The organism is Virgibacillus siamensis, from assembly GCF_039522605.1.
Classification (GTDB): domain Bacteria; phylum Bacillota; class Bacilli; order Bacillales; family Amphibacillaceae; genus Lentibacillus; species Lentibacillus siamensis.
In genome coordinates this window covers 349,525-363,821 of the sequence record NZ_BAAADS010000001.1, presented here as the reverse complement: position 1 = coordinate 363,821, position 14,297 = coordinate 349,525, and the positions used below count along the sequence as shown (strand labels likewise).

Genomic DNA, 14,297 nt, shown 5'->3' with positions numbered 1-14,297 from the left:
AATCAATTAGGCATTAATCCGATAAATTTACTGGGGGTAATCAAATGAAAAAAGTATTATATATTGTTTTGCTGGCAGTACTGATGCTTATTCTCACTGCATGCGGCGGCGAATCCAATGAGGGAAGCAAGCAGTCTGACAGTGCACAAGATTCTTCCGGTAATCTGTATGATCATGTGATGGAAACGGGCGTGCTGACGGTTGGAACAGAGGGAACATATGCACCATTCACATTTCACAATTCACAGGATAAATTAACAGGTTACGATGTGGAAGTGATCCGTGAAGTTGCCGAACGAATGGGTTTTGAAGTAGAGTTTATGGAAACAAAATGGGATGCGATGTTTGCCGGTTTGAACTCGGAGCGGTTTGATGTCATCGCGAATCAGGTGGGCATTAATAAGGAACGGAAAGCAAATTATGACTTTTCCATTCCTTACACGTATACATCTGCTGTGGTTGTTACACCAAAAGACAACAACAGTGTCGACTCATTTGATGACATAAAAGGGAAAAAGTCCGCACAGTCGCTTACAAGTAATTTTGAAAAGATTGCTGAAGAGCATGGAGCGGAAATTGTTAATGTGAAAGGCCTGGCACAATCGATTGAATTGATTAAGCAGGGAAGAGTAGATTTGACGGTAAATGACCGGCTCGCTGTTCTGGATTATATTCAGAAGCAGGGAGGAGAGCAGATTAAAATTGCTGCCAAGCAGGATGACGCAACCAAAACAGCATTTACCTTTAACAAAGGGAACGAAAAACTGGTGAACGCAGTCAATAAACAATTGAAAGCCATGAAAGAAGATGGCACGCTTAAGAAAATAGGAAAAGAATGGTTTGGTGAAGATGTTTCTGTTAAATAATATGCTGTTGACAATCGATGCAACAATGGGCGGCTGGGAGTTATTCAAAAACTCGCTGCTGCCGATGATTACGGGCGGGATAAAATATACAATCCCGCTCACCTTAATTGCGTTCACGATCGGTCTTGCACTGGCATTGTTACTTGCGATTATGCGTCTTTCCAATTCATCAATTGTTCGTGCGCCGTCAGTGGTAATCGTATCGGCTGTACGCGGGACACCATTGCTTGTACAGCTTTTCATCGTGTTTTATGGACTGCCAAGTCTAGGGATGACGATTGATCCGTTCCCAAGCGCCATCATTGCGTTTTCCATTAATGTTGCTGCGTATGCATCCGAAATTATTCGTGCATCCATTTTATCGATTCCAAAAGGCCAGTGGGAAGCGGCCTACACAATCGGGATGACCCGGAACACAGCATTGCGGCGGATTATCATCCCGCAGGCTGCAAGAGTTTCCGTGCCACCATTGTCCAATACTTTTATCAGTCTGGTAAAAGACACATCACTGGCATCCCTGATTCTGGTAACCGAACTGTTCCGGAAAGCACAGGAGATTGCCGCAGTCACGTATGATTTTATGCTGATTTATATCGAAGCAGCTATCCTGTACTGGGTGGTCTGTTTTCTGTTGTCCATTGTGCAGCAGGCAATTGAGACTCGTCTCGAACGGCATGTATCGTCTTAGGAGGTGAAAAACCGGTGTATTTAAATGTTGACGGTCTGTCTAAGTCATTTGGCGACCTTGAAGTGTTGAAGGATATTGATCTGTCGATTGAAAAAGGGAAAGTTTTATCCATTATCGGTCCATCCGGTTCAGGGAAAACAACCTTACTGCGGTGCTTAAATGCACTTGAGCTGCCAAATAAGGGAAAATTTACCTTTCACGATGATTTTAAGGTTGACTTTTCAGGAAAAATATCCAAAAAAGAAGTGCTGAACCTGCGCCGGAAATCCGGGATGGTGTTTCAATCCTATAATCTGTTTCCACATAAAACCGCACTGGAAAATGTGACAGAGGGTCCGGTGATTGTGCAAAAACGCAATAAGGAAAAGGAAAAAAAGTATGCGCTGGAACTGCTGACAAAGGTTGGCTTGCAGGACAAAGCAAATTTGTATCCACATCAGCTTTCTGGCGGTCAACAGCAGCGGGTTGGCATTGCACGCGCTTTGGCAATTGAACCGGAGCTGATGCTGTTTGATGAACCAACATCAGCGCTTGACCCGGAGCTGATTGGTGATGTTTTATCGGTCATAAAAGATCTTGCCAGTGAAAACTGGACAATGGCGGTCGTGACCCATGAATTGCAATTTGCTGAACAGGTTTCTGATGAGGTGATTTTCATGGACGGCGGTTACATTGTCGAGCAAGGTCCGCCTGAAGAAGTATTGAAGGCACCAAAAGAAGAACGAACCCAGCAATTTCTGCAACGAATCCTGAATCCGTCCTGATATGTAAAACCACCTTCCCTGCGGCCGCAGAGAAGGTGGTTTTTTGTTGGGGGTTACTTGATTCAATACATGCGACCATTATTAAAGTAAAAAATTCGCTTTTAAGCATGTGACATGGCGTTTTTGATGAATCGATAAACTTCTTCGTCGACTCCATAATTTTCAACCGGGGTGTCAGGATTCTCTTTATAAAACTGCTCAGCAGCTTTAACAATATTTTCATCTCCACCGGTAAACTTCTCGGTCAATTCTTTCCAGCGCCTGGCAAGTTCAATGGCTTTTGGATTATCAGGTGCAGTGCCTTTTCTTATTTCCTCACGAATGTTGGACACGATATCGGACATTTCTTGTTCATGTTTCCTTTTTTCTTCCGGGCCATATTGATCTCCCAGACTTTTCATTTTGTTCAGTTGTTCTTGCGTAAAATAGTTATCCATATTGATCACCTCAATCAAGTTAATTAAATGTTTTACGGAAACATCCTGCTTGGTTTTAAGCAATTCATAAATGATAGTAAGCTGACTGCGCAATTGCTCCTGTATGCGAATTTGATCATTCAAGCGTTCCAATTGCAACTGAACAACCTTCGTCGGCTCAAAATCCGGGCTTTCTATCATCTGTTTGATATCCTCCAAAGGAAATCCAAGCTGTTTGAGCGACATAATTTGTTGAAGCCTGGCAATATCCGCTTCATTATAGATTCGATGCCCAGCGCCTGAACGCTGGGATGGAGTTAACAGACGAATTTTGTCATAGTGATGCAGAGTACGAACCGTAAGCCCTGTCTGGTTTGCTAGTTCTCCCACTTTCCAACCTGTTTTTGAATTCATAATCATCTCCTCATTCCCGCGGGTATTTTTACCGGTAACTTTACTATACATCCTGACGTTGGGTAAGGAGTCAAGAGTTTTTACAGATTTTTTTAGAAAACACAAAAAAGTGCAATTCCCATTATTAGGAATTGCACGTGTTATGGAGCATATCGGGCTCGAACCGATGACCTCATCGCTGCCAGCGATGCGCTCTCCCAGCTGAGCTAATGCCCCGTTGAGTCCGATATTTATTATATGCTTTTTGAGATAATTTTTCAAGGAATTTTTTTAAAAAATAGCGTTGTACGGAAAAAAAGCACTTGCTGAAAAGAGCAATCTCTCAGAAAAAATACGGTCTTATCGAAAGTCAGGAATATCAACCACACAGGCCAAACATCAACCGTAAGCAAGGAAACATCAACCACACAGGCCAAACATCAACCGCAAGCAAGGAAACATCAACCGCCCAGGCCAAACATCAACCGTAAGCAAGGAAACATCAACCGCCCAGGCCAAACATCAACCGTAAGCAAGGAAACATCAACCACACAGGCCAAATATCAACCGTAAGCAAGGAAACATCAACCGCCCAGGCCAAACATCAACCGCAAGCAAGGAAACATCAACCGCCCAGGCCAAACATCAACCGTAAGCAAGAAAACATCAACCACAAACATTCGTTTTTAAAAAATTTCCCGGTATTACTGCGATCGGTACCGCTTCCAATAAAAAATATTAAAAAAACGGTTGACCTGGTGCCGAAAACAGTATATGATAGTTCGCAATATAATTTTTTGCAGATAAGTATAAACCTTTCTTACGGGTTTTTCCAAAAATCGATGAAGAGAACGAGGGGCAGTTGTTATATTCACAGAGATTCGGGGAGGCTGGAATCCCGAAAATATATGCTGCGCCAACACCATCTCTGAGTGCCGGACCGAACGGGGCCCCCGAACTAAGGGGTTCCTCAAGTAGATCCGACCGGGTGCAGGCATGTGCACCTGTTATCAAAACTTGACTGTAATTTGAATGCAGTCACACGAGATAACATTTGTGAGAATGTTATAAAACCGGGTGGAACCGCGAAAAGTGGACCTTTTTCGTCCCGATAATTCTGAAATGACAGAATTATGGGGGCGTGAAGGGTCTTTTTATATTTTATAAATGGGGTGAAAAACATGGAAAAAGGAATTTCTGTTGGTTTAATGGGATTTGGAACAGTTGGTATGGGAGTTTTCCGGTTGATTGAAAACCACCGGGAAAAATTGCAGCATCAGCTGGGCTGCAGTATTTCAGTCAAACGAATTTTGGTTGTTGATCCGGATAAAAATCGGGATATTCAGGTGGATCCGGATTTAATGACGGTCCATGCTGCAGATATATTGGAGGATCCGGAAATAGATATTGTGATTGAAGTGATGGGCGGCATTGAGCGGACGCGGGAATTATTGAACAGAGCATTTCAGAATAAAAAGCACGTCGTCACTGCCAACAAGGATTTGATGGCATTGCACGGGAATGAGCTCGAGGATGCTGCATCCCGAAATAACTGTGATTTATTTTACGAAGCAAGTGTTGCCGGCGGGATTCCGATTATCCGTGCAGTGAAGGATGGTCTTGTGGCTGATGAAATCAATAAAATTATGGGGATAGTCAACGGTACAACCAACTATATTTTAACACGGATGGATGATGAGGGTCTGTCCTATGAAGATGCACTTCAGGAAGCAAAAGAGCTTGGGTTTGCTGAAGCGGATCCATCAGGTGATGTGGAGGGACTCGATGCTGCCAGGAAAATGGCTATTCTCGCCAGACTTGCCTTTTCGGTGCCTGTAGAGCTTTCAGATGTGGAAGTGAAGGGGATCAAGGATTTCCCAGTCGATGATCTGAAATTCGGCAAACAACTTGGGCTGACAATGAAACTGATTGGGTTCACACATGTTCGCGATCATGAAGTTGAGGTGAGTGTGGAGCCGGCATTTTTACCTGAAAAACACCCGCTCGCTGCAGTGAAAAATGAGAACAATGCGGTTTTTGTAAATAGTGCGGCTGTGGGAGAGACGATGTTTTACGGTCCTGGTGCCGGAAGCCTGCCGACCGCAGCGGCTGTCATGTCAGATGTTGCTGCAGTGGTAAATAACATTTCATCCGGAGTGCCCGGGCAAAGTTATTTGGAACCCTGCTATGAAAAGAAAATTCTTGCATCCAATCAGCGTTTCGGCAGTTATTATGTCAGGCTTCATGTGAAGGATGTCTCCGGCACATTTACGGTTATTTCGTCCATTTTTAATGAACTTGATATAAGCTTTGAACGGATTTTGCAGGTGCCGAAGAAAAAGGATAACGGTACGGCAGAAGTCATCATCGTAACACATGAAACAACAAAGGATAATATGGGGCAGGCACTCAGCAATTTGCAAAAATCAGATGTTGTGGAAGAAGTAAAAAGTTCCTATCGAATTGAAGGAGGGGTAGAACGATGAACTGGCGCGGCATCATTAATCACTATCAAGAATTTTTACCTGTATCAGAAACAACTCCCGGATTGACACTTCATGAGGGAAATACACCGCTTATTTATTTTGAAAATTTGTCTGAGGAATTGGGGATCACCTTATATGGCAAAGTGGAAGGAGCCAACCCGACCGGTTCGTTTAAAGACCGGGGGATGGTGCTCGCGGTTGCCAAGGCAGCGGAGGAAGGAAGCAAATCGGTCATCTGTGCGTCGACCGGCAATACGTCTGCGTCAGCCGCAGCATATGCTGCCAGAGCAGGAATGCACGCGCTGATTATTATCCCTAAAGGAAAAATCGCGCTCGGAAAACTGGCTCAGGCAAAAATGTATGGCGCTGAGATTATTGAGATTGAAGGGAACTTTGACGATGCACTGAGAATGGTCCGGAAAATAACGGAGCAGACACCGGTTACGCTGGTGAATTCAGTGAATCCATATCGGTTGGAAGGACAAAAAACAGCGGCATTTGAAGTGTGTGATTACCTTGGATCAGCACCGGATATTTTGGCAATCCCAGTTGGCAATGCAGGTAACATCAGTGCTTACTGGAAAGGGTTTAAAGAATACAACAAAGCTAAAGGAATGGGACTTCCCCGGATGTTCGGTTTCGAGGCAGAAGGTGCCGCGGCTATCGTGGGTAATCAGGTGATTGACGATCCGGAAACAGTGGCAACCGCTATCCGCATCGGCAACCCTGCCAGCTGGGAACTAGCAGTCGCTGCACGCGATGAATCCGGTGGAAAAATTGATGCAGTAACAGATGCAGAAATTTTAGGGGCGTTCCAATTGTTGACACGGAAAGAAGGAATATTTGCCGAGCCCGGATCATGTGCATCTATCGCCGGACTAATCAAACAATGCCGGGCAGGAGCGATTGAAAAGGGAAGTACGGTCGCAGCGGTATTGACAGGGAACGGCTTGAAAGATCCACAGACCGCAATGGACCAGGTGCATGTCGATCCGGTTTCACTGCCAAACGATGAAGATGCTGTGGTCGATTATGTGCTTGGGAAGGTGCGGTCATGAAAAAGTTCAGCATGTCCATTCCGGCCTCATCAGGGAACTTGGGGCCGGGTTTTGATTCCACCGGTATGGCATTGAGCCGTTATTTAACACTGCATGTGGAAGAACAAGAGCAGTGGGAATTTAAACATGAATCACCATTCTTGCCGGTGGTTACAGATTATACAGAGCATCTTATTTATCAGACCGCAGAAAAGATTGCCGGGCGCTACCGGAAACAGCTCCGGTGCTGTAAAGTGACAATCGAAAGTGACATCCCGCTGGCGCGCGGATTGGGGAGCAGCGCGTCAGCTGTTCTGGCGGGGGTAGAATTGGCAAACCAGCTGTGCGAATTGAATTTGAGCAGCGAGCAAAAATTGTACTATGGCACAGAAATGGAGGGTCATCCGGATAATGTGGCACCGGCATTGTACGGTGGGATTGTTTTCAGTGCGGTAACAGCGGGTGGGGAAATCGAACACTTGAAAACCGGTTCCCGTGGACTTGAGCTAGTTATTTTTATTCCGGAAACAGAATTGAAAACAGCGCAGGCACGCCGTTTAGTTCCTGATACGTTTTCCAGAGATCTTGCTTCGTCCGCCAGCGCAATCAGCAATGTAATGGTTGCGGCGATGTTATCAGGCGATTATCCGCTTGCCGGCAGAATGATGGAGCAGGATATGTTTCATGAACCATACAGGGCAGAAGTAATTCCGAATTATAAATTGATTCGCGGTAACGCTAAAAAGAAAGGTGCATATGGAACGGTTATCAGTGGTGCGGGCCCATCGATGATCTCGTTTGTGCCGGTTGGTGAAGGAAAGCGGCTTCGCGGGATGATGAAGGGAATACTTCCTGATTATGAGATCGCGGTGTTAACAATTGATGAAGCAGGGTTACAGGTTGAAAAATAGTCTGGGTTGAAGATGGTGCCCAGGCTATTTTTTTTGCGCTTCAGGAATTTATAAATTTTGTACATGAGGATTAGCTCCTAGTCTGCTGCCTGAACACGGTGAACGGTGAAAGTGCCGGATGCAATGATTCCGAATTTCATTTCATTAAGCCCCCTCAGCATTGACAAATTATGAAAATTCATTATATACTTTATTCAACAATGTTGAATGTAACGAAACTAAAATAGAATATATATGTTGAATGTTGAATAAAGTTTTGTAAGCGTATTCAGCGGGAGGGATTGGTATGACGTCACGTTTATCAGGTTTTTATAAATTATCACCGGAACAGCGGTTGGAAAAAGTTGCTGAACACCTCGGCGGCAAGTTGACTGAAAATGAGAAAGACATCTTAACCGGAAAGCAAGGATTCACTACTGAACAGGCGGATCATATGGTGGAAAATGTGATTGGCTGTTTACCGGTTCCACTGGGGGTTGCGGTGAATTTTAAAGTGGATGGTGACGATACTTTTGTTCCAATGGCGACAGAGGAGCCGTCAGTGATTGCTGCCGCAAGTCATGCAGCCAAGTTTACGTATGACACGGGTGGTTTTACGACGTCATACTCTGGATCAATCATGCGTGGTCAGATGCAGGTAACCAGATTGGAAAATCCGTATACAGCAATGGCCAAGATTTATGAAAACAAAGAGGCGATTATCGAGCTTTGCAATGCCCAGGACCGGACACTTGTCTCGTTTGGCGGCGGAGCAAAAGATCTTGATATCCATGTAGTCCCGGCAAATGGTGAAAAAATGCTTGTCATCCACCTGCTGATTGATACGAAAGATGCAATGGGTGCCAATGCGGTGAATACGATGGCAGAAGCGGCTACTCCATTAGTCGAAAAAATAACTGGTGGTGAGGTGGTATTGCGTATTTTATCCAACCTGGCTGATAAACGGATTGTGCGTGCCCGGGCGACGTTTCAAAGCCCATTTGATGGGGATGAAGCGAAAATGGAAAAATTTTTAAGTGCCTATCAGTTGGCGGTTGCTGATCCGTATCGTGCAGCAACGCATAACAAGGGGATTATGAACGGTATTTCTGCAGTTGTGCTGGCGACCGGAAATGATACACGGGCAATCGAAGCAGGTGCACATGCCTATGCAGCCGCTTCCGGAAATTATCAATCGCTGACCCACTGGGAGCGGGATGGTGATTCGATAACCGGAATGGTTGAAATCCCGCTGGCGGTCGGTCTTGTTGGCGGTGCTACACAATCACATCCGGTCGCAAAACTTGCAGCAAAAATTTTACAGGCAAAAACTGCGGAACGAATGGCGGGTATTATGGCATCTGTCGGTCTGGCGCAGAATTTTGCCGCCTTAAAAGCGTTGGCCGGAGATGGGATTCAAAAGGGACACATGAAACTGCATGCGCGTAATATGGCAATGACGGCAGGTGCAGATGGCAGCCAGCTTGATGAGGTTGTCCGGATTGCTTCTGAACAAGGGAAGTTTGGTTTTGATGAGATAAAAGGGATTATTCAGTCACTTAACCAAAGGGAGGAATAAGTATGTTACAATGGCCAAAATATGTTCAGTTGAAAGAAGTTGGTCCGCGTGACGGGCTGCAGAATGAAAAGGTCTGGGTACCGACGGAAGATAAGATTGCCTGGATTAACAAGTTGTCGGAATCAGGAGTAAGAGAAATTGAATTTTCGTCGTTTGTTCATCCGAAATGGATTCCGGCGTTGGCTGATGCCCGTGATGTTGGCATGCAGATAAAGCGGAATCCGGATACAACCTATTCCGCACTTGTTCCTAACATGAAGGGACTTGAAAACGCTTTGGAAGCAGGAATTGATGGTGCTTCAGTATTTATGTCGGCAAGTGAGACGCATAACCGGAAGAATATTAACAAGTCGATTGATGAAACATATCCGGTGCTTGGCGAAGTCATTCAAGGGGCGAAAAGTGCCGGGAAACAGGTGACCGGTTATGTGTCCACTGTGTTTGACTGTCCGTATGAAGGGAAAGTTAATCCGGACCAGGTTCTGCGCGTATGTGATAGGCTGTTTGAAAATGGTGCGGATAACCTTTCATTGGGCGATACAATCGGTTCAGCCGTTCCTTCACAGGTGGAGGCGCTGCTGGAGGCAGTGCTGGCTCGTTTTCCGGAAGATAAAATTATCATGCATTTTCATAACACACGGGGAATGGCGATTGCGAACATCATGACATCGCTCCGTTATGGCATCACCCGGTTTGACAGTGCCGTTGGAGGGCTTGGCGGATGTCCGTATGCTCCGGGAGCGGCAGGCAATGTGGCAACAAATGATGTGTTATATTTATTGCATGGACTTGGAATTGAAACATGTATTGATGAAAAAAAAATAGAAGAGGCGGCATTTTTCATCCAGGACAAATTGGATAAAAAATTGCCAAGTAAGTCATTGGCATATGCTGCGAGCGCCAAATGAACGTCTCGTAAACATTCAGGAAAGGGTCAGCCAAATTCCAAATCAGTATGTTCAGCAGAAGGGGTTTTGCAAATGGGGGAAGAGAATAAAAATTACGTGGATATTTGGGGGGACAATGTCAAACTTAGAGATCTCGGCATATCCATGCTGTTGTGCATTGTGTTTGCGCTTGGCGGCTATCTCCTGGCACCGAATGAGCCGCCACGGCCGCTTATCTATGGACTCATCGGTGGGGCGGCCGGGTTTATCATCAGCAGTATCATCATTAAACCGAAACGCAGGATCACTGCAATGGAAGGGGAAAAGGAATAACGATGGATATGATGCTGATTTTGCAGATGGTGTTGGCAAGTATCGGCGGTGCAGTGTTATACACAATTATCGGGATAGCGCCGGGAACCGATGAAACTGCTGTGCTGGCACCGGTTACCATTGCATTGGCACTGCTGGAGGTGTCCCCCTATATTATATTGGCATTTTTTATTTCCGCGATTGTTGCCAAAAAATTAACCGACTCGATTCCAGTGGCAGTCGCAGGAATACCAGGAGGCGTAATGGCTGCGCCGATGGTCGAACATGCAATGGTACTGAAAAAACATGGTCTGCCGGAAGTAAGCATTAAAAAAATGGCTTCAGGCTCTGTTATCGGAACTTTTGTTTCCATTCCGGTCAGCTTTTTGATTGCCAGCCTGATTATCCCGTATGCGGAAGAGATCAGTAAAATTGCCGGACTGATCTTCTTCCTGGGAGCAGTGTTTCTGGCACTGATGACGCGCAACAGAATATTATCGTTAGCAATTATTATTCCATTTGCTTTACTGATTCAGGGATTGCGTCATTTGTACTGGGGCTTGGATATTGTTCCGGAAGATACCACTGTCTTTGTATCGTTTTTTCTGGGAATTACGATTGGTCCGATTGCTTTTACCTTGTTTGAGCTGTTGAGCAGAAACAAGCGCCAAAAAATGTCCGGACTTGGCGACAAAGAGATTACCCTGAAAAAAGCAGTGAAGGAAAAGGGGATTCCAAATCCGTTTAAAATTTTGACGGGCAGAGAAACCGGTTCAGCGGCGATGGGGAGTTTTATCGGGTCTGTAACGTTTTTTCTTTCCCCTGTCGGAATGACCGTTTTTCTCGGGGAGGTCCTTTCCAGACATATTAAGGACCCTGTTAAACGTGCGTCCAGGGCAATTTCCACGATGGACGGCCTGACGAACGCGTCGTATATTTCCGGGACACTTATTCCGCTGATTGCGATTGGACTGCCATTGTCGCCGATGGCAATTGGTCCTGCAGCGGGTCTGTTCAATGCACCGCCTGTTTTTACACCTGAACATAATATTCATCACATCCTCTCGATGGGTGAAATCATGACAGCAACAATTATTGGTGCAGTATGTGCGCTTGTCATCACGTATTTTGTTACAATAAAATATGCAAGCCAGATTTGTGCATTCGTATTTCGGTTCGTTCCACATGAAGCACTAATTGGACTGTTTGCCGGTCTAGTTGTTATGCTTGCGTTCATGGACGCCGGTGTACTGAATATTTTCGGAACAATTGTCATAGCCCTCGTTGCCGGCTTTCTGCACAAAAAAGGTGTCAACTATGGTGTGATGTTTATGATTTTATATGCCGCACCATGGATGCTTGGTTTGTTCAGCTGAAAAATGTACTGCAGGTTCGCAAATGATCGGAATAGGAGAGGATTGCAATCAAGCTGGATTATATCGGGAAAAAAATTAAGCAATTACGGTTGAAGCAAAAAAAGACGCAGCAGCAAGTAGCAGATGAATGTGCCATATCCAAAAGCTTATTGTCAAAAATCGAAAACGGTCAAACCTCTTCTGCCATTGCAACGCTTTCGAAAATAAGTGATTCGTTGAATGTCCCGCTTACCTGGATTCTTGATAATCAGGAAGAGCAGGACCTTGTGCTGCTGCATAAACAGGAGCGGGAGGCCAGAGTCGGCGATGAAAATATGGGGTACTCCTATGAACTGCTGGCAAACCGTTCGCAGTTCACTGGGATTGAGCCGACTATCGTTCATGTTACGCCAAAGGATACGAATGTGCGGCATGAGGCATACACCCATACACAGGATGAATTTATTTTTATACTGGAAGGATCTATCTACCTGTTTTATAACGGAACCAGACATTTTATGGAAAAAGGAGACAGTGCATACTTCAGAGGTGAAAAGCAGCATTTGTTTATTCCGGTTGATAATGACCCGGCCAAAGTGCTGACCGTGTTTATAGACTGAATTGTGCCGTGCCATTCGACAGGTGCCAGCGCCTGAATTTTGTCGAAAAATATTTAGTGTAGGAGGGGACTTGGATGAAATACAGTATTTGCCAAATGGAAGTGATTCCGGGAAAACCTGATGCGAACAGGGAAAAGGTCACTGAATGGCTGGAGAAAACCGTTGCTGATGAAAATCCGGATATTGTTGTACTGCCGGAAATGTGGACGACTGGTTATACATTGCCGGAACTGCCGCAATATGCCGATATTGACGGGGAACCGACGAGTACCTTTTTGTGCAATTTGGCAAAAAAACATAGTGTGAACATTATTGGCGGCTCGTTTGCGAATAAGAAGGACGATAAGATATATAATTCCGGCATCGCAATTGATCGGAGCGGCATGGTTGTCTATCGTTATGACAAAATTCATCTTGTCCCGATGCTTGATGAGCCTACATATCTTGCCGGCGGAGAAAATCACGCGGACGTTTTTGAACTGGAAGGTGTGAAAATGGGGCTAATCATCTGTTATGATCTGCGTTTTCCTGAGCTGATGCGAAAACTGGCACTTGACGGGGCGCAGGTTGTTCATGTTGTGGCGGAGTGGCCGGCAGCACGTAAAGAGCACTGGCGGGTACTGCAGCAGGCACGGGCAATCGAAAATCAGATGTTCATTGTGTCGAGCAACAGCACCGGTGAATATAACGGTGTGCAATATGCCGGAAATTCGATGGTGATTGATCCCTGGGGAACGATTCAGGCAGAAGGCGACGGTGTCAGTGAGCAAACAATCCATTCCACAATTTCACTCGATGTTACCAAAAAAGTCAGGAAAGAAGTGCCTGTTTTTTCAAGCAGGGTTCCGGAATACTATTAAAAAATTTAATAAACTTTGTCAATCATGCAGGTGCAGTCGGTTTATCCGGATCATCTGTATATTTTTTTTGAAAAAATAGCTTTTCAAGTGCAAATGATAGTGGTAAAATTTTATATTAAATTATTCGAATATTGGTAGTTTAATAAGTTACGGGGGGAGGCAATATCATGAAAACACTTGAGAAGGTCAGCACATTTGCGGGAAACACATTCGCTTTTTGGGTGATTCTGTTCGGGGTACTCAGTTTCTTTTTCCCGGGTGGGTTTACCTGGATTGCACCATATATCGCATTATTGCTTGGCGTGATTATGTTTGGCATGGGGCTTACACTGTCACTGGATGATTTCAAACGTGTATTGAAAGCACCGAAAGTAGTAGTTGCCGGGGTAGTTATGCAATATACCGTAATGCCACTGTTGGCGTATGGACTTGCAACAGCATTCCAGCTCCCGCCCCAAGTGGCTGTCGGCGTAATTCTGGTCGGCTGCTGTCCGGGGGGAACGGCTTCAAATGTCATGACATTTTTGGCAAAAGGAAATACTGCAATGTCGGTTTCCATTACGGCCGTTTCAACCGTATTGGCCCCGATTTTAACGCCGGCATTAACACTATTATTTGCCAGTCAGTGGCTGCCTGTATCTGCGGGGGACATGTTCCTGTCGATTGTAAAAATAGTTTTGGTGCCGATTGTGCTTGGTATTGTGATCCGTCTATTATTCCGGAAACAGGTGGAGAAAAGTGTTAAGGCACTTCCGCTTGTGTCGGTGATTGGGATTGTTGCCGTAGCATCGGCTGTTGTTGCACTCAATACAGAAAATATTGCAACAACCGGGCTGCTCATTTTCACAGTAGTTATACTGCACAATGTGCTTGGGCTGTTAGTTGGGTACTTAATTGCCAGGCTGTTTAAATTTGACTTTGCCAATCAAAAGGCATTGTCGATTGAGGTTGGCATGCAGAATTCCGGACTCGGTTCAACGCTGGCCGTGGCACACTTTGCCCCGATTACCGCGGTGCCAAGTGCATTGTTCAGTGTCTGGCACAATATTTCCGGGCCGATTTTGGCTACCTGGTGGGGAAAAAGAAGTGATGATAGTTCCGAAAAGGTTGAAGACAACAATAAAAAAATAGTTTGATAAAAACG

Annotated in this window: 15 protein-coding genes and 1 tRNA gene; 14 read left to right on the top strand and 2 right to left on the bottom strand. The window is 45.2% G+C overall.

Annotated features, from left to right (window positions below):
- Positions 1-44 precede the first annotated feature (44 nt).
- From ABD010_RS01795 to ABD010_RS01785, 3 genes are read left to right on the top strand one after another with little or no spacing between them, the layout of a single operon-like run.
- Positions 45-866 carry an amino acid ABC transporter substrate-binding protein gene (locus ABD010_RS01795; RefSeq protein ID WP_343809736.1) on the top strand — a complete coding sequence of 274 codons (822 nt, stop codon included), beginning with the start codon at positions 45-47 and terminating at the stop codon, positions 864-866.
- Positions 850-1,554: an amino acid ABC transporter permease gene (locus tag ABD010_RS01790; protein WP_343810163.1), complete on the top strand. Its 705-nt coding sequence runs from the start codon at positions 850-852 to the stop codon at positions 1,552-1,554. The genes ABD010_RS01795 and ABD010_RS01790 overlap by 17 nt, the downstream gene beginning before the upstream one ends.
- A 14-nt stretch (positions 1,555-1,568) precedes the next feature.
- Entirely contained in the window at positions 1,569-2,318 is a 750-nt protein-coding gene (locus ABD010_RS01785; RefSeq protein ID WP_343809734.1) for an amino acid ABC transporter ATP-binding protein, read from the top strand.
- Positions 2,319-2,419: 101 nt separating this feature from the next.
- Here the strand turns inward: ABD010_RS01785 and ABD010_RS01780 are convergent, their stop codons facing one another.
- Positions 2,420-3,148 (bottom strand): MerR family transcriptional regulator, encoded by a 729-nt coding sequence (locus ABD010_RS01780; RefSeq protein WP_343809732.1) that lies wholly within the window; start codon positions 3,146-3,148, stop codon positions 2,420-2,422.
- 143 nt (positions 3,149-3,291) lie between these two features.
- Positions 3,292-3,364 (bottom strand) — tRNA-Ala (locus tag ABD010_RS01775).
- 86 nt (positions 3,365-3,450) lie between these two features.
- On the opposite strand from ABD010_RS01775, the gene ABD010_RS01770 reads away from it, so the two are divergent.
- The 11 genes from ABD010_RS01770 to ABD010_RS01720 all read left to right on the top strand — a co-directional run bounded on the left by ABD010_RS01770 (position 3,451) and on the right by ABD010_RS01720 (position 14,289).
- Positions 3,451-3,618 (top strand): hypothetical protein, encoded by a 168-nt coding sequence (locus ABD010_RS01770; protein WP_343809730.1) that lies wholly within the window; start codon positions 3,451-3,453, stop codon positions 3,616-3,618.
- A gap of 690 nt (positions 3,619-4,308) precedes the next feature.
- Entirely contained in the window at positions 4,309-5,613 is a 1,305-nt protein-coding gene (locus ABD010_RS01765; RefSeq protein WP_343809728.1) for a homoserine dehydrogenase, read from the top strand.
- Positions 5,610-6,671, top strand: coding sequence for a threonine synthase (gene thrC / locus ABD010_RS01760; RefSeq protein ID WP_343809724.1), 1,062 nt, complete (start codon positions 5,610-5,612; stop codon positions 6,669-6,671). The genes ABD010_RS01765 and thrC overlap by 4 nt, the downstream gene beginning before the upstream one ends.
- Positions 6,668-7,561: a homoserine kinase gene (gene thrB / locus ABD010_RS01755; RefSeq protein WP_343809722.1), complete on the top strand. Its 894-nt coding sequence runs from the start codon at positions 6,668-6,670 to the stop codon at positions 7,559-7,561. The genes thrC and thrB overlap by 4 nt, the downstream gene beginning before the upstream one ends.
- Positions 7,562-7,847: 286 nt before the next feature.
- Positions 7,848-9,119: a hydroxymethylglutaryl-CoA reductase, degradative gene (locus ABD010_RS01750; RefSeq protein ID WP_343809721.1), complete on the top strand. Its 1,272-nt coding sequence runs from the start codon at positions 7,848-7,850 to the stop codon at positions 9,117-9,119.
- Between the two features lie 2 nt (positions 9,120-9,121).
- Positions 9,122-10,027 (top strand): hydroxymethylglutaryl-CoA lyase, encoded by a 906-nt coding sequence (locus ABD010_RS01745; RefSeq protein ID WP_343809719.1) that lies wholly within the window; start codon positions 9,122-9,124, stop codon positions 10,025-10,027.
- A gap of 72 nt (positions 10,028-10,099) precedes the next feature.
- The gene (locus ABD010_RS01740) at positions 10,100-10,339 is read left to right on the top strand and encodes a hypothetical protein (protein ID WP_343809717.1); all 240 of its coding nucleotides are present in this window, start codon (positions 10,100-10,102) and stop codon (positions 10,337-10,339) included.
- A 2-nt stretch (positions 10,340-10,341) separates the two neighbouring features.
- Positions 10,342-11,694 (top strand): tripartite tricarboxylate transporter permease, encoded by a 1,353-nt coding sequence (locus ABD010_RS01735; protein WP_343809715.1) that lies wholly within the window; start codon positions 10,342-10,344, stop codon positions 11,692-11,694.
- Between the two features lie 41 nt (positions 11,695-11,735).
- A complete protein-coding gene (locus ABD010_RS01730) occupies positions 11,736-12,293 on the top strand; it encodes a helix-turn-helix domain-containing protein (protein ID WP_343810161.1) in 558 nt (185 codons plus the stop codon).
- A gap of 74 nt (positions 12,294-12,367) precedes the next feature.
- Positions 12,368-13,153: a carbon-nitrogen family hydrolase gene (locus ABD010_RS01725; RefSeq protein ID WP_343809713.1), complete on the top strand. Its 786-nt coding sequence runs from the start codon at positions 12,368-12,370 to the stop codon at positions 13,151-13,153.
- A gap of 167 nt (positions 13,154-13,320) precedes the next feature.
- A complete protein-coding gene (locus ABD010_RS01720) occupies positions 13,321-14,289 on the top strand; it encodes a bile acid:sodium symporter family protein (protein WP_343809711.1) in 969 nt (322 codons plus the stop codon).
- Positions 14,290-14,297 lie beyond the last annotated feature (8 nt).

Coding starts and splice junctions, on each gene's coding strand:
- ABD010_RS01745 (WP_343809719.1), top strand. CDS start 9,122: ATGTTACAATGGCCAAAATATGTTCAGTTGAAAGAAGTTGGTCCGCGT.
- ABD010_RS01795 (WP_343809736.1), top strand. CDS start 45: ATGAAAAAAGTATTATATATTGTTTTGCTGGCAGTACTGATGCTTATT.
- ABD010_RS01740 (WP_343809717.1), top strand. CDS start 10,100: ATGGGGGAAGAGAATAAAAATTACGTGGATATTTGGGGGGACAATGTC.
- ABD010_RS01765 (WP_343809728.1), top strand. CDS start 4,309: ATGGAAAAAGGAATTTCTGTTGGTTTAATGGGATTTGGAACAGTTGGT.
- thrB (WP_343809722.1), top strand. CDS start 6,668: ATGAAAAAGTTCAGCATGTCCATTCCGGCCTCATCAGGGAACTTGGGG.
- ABD010_RS01735 (WP_343809715.1), top strand. CDS start 10,342: ATGGATATGATGCTGATTTTGCAGATGGTGTTGGCAAGTATCGGCGGT.
- ABD010_RS01725 (WP_343809713.1), top strand. CDS start 12,368: ATGAAATACAGTATTTGCCAAATGGAAGTGATTCCGGGAAAACCTGAT.
- ABD010_RS01780 (WP_343809732.1), bottom strand. CDS start 3,148: ATGAATTCAAAAACAGGTTGGAAAGTGGGAGAACTAGCAAACCAGACA.
- thrC (WP_343809724.1), top strand. CDS start 5,610: ATGAACTGGCGCGGCATCATTAATCACTATCAAGAATTTTTACCTGTA.
- ABD010_RS01750 (WP_343809721.1), top strand. CDS start 7,848: ATGACGTCACGTTTATCAGGTTTTTATAAATTATCACCGGAACAGCGG.
- ABD010_RS01720 (WP_343809711.1), top strand. CDS start 13,321: ATGAAAACACTTGAGAAGGTCAGCACATTTGCGGGAAACACATTCGCT.
- ABD010_RS01790 (WP_343810163.1), top strand. CDS start 850: ATGTTTCTGTTAAATAATATGCTGTTGACAATCGATGCAACAATGGGC.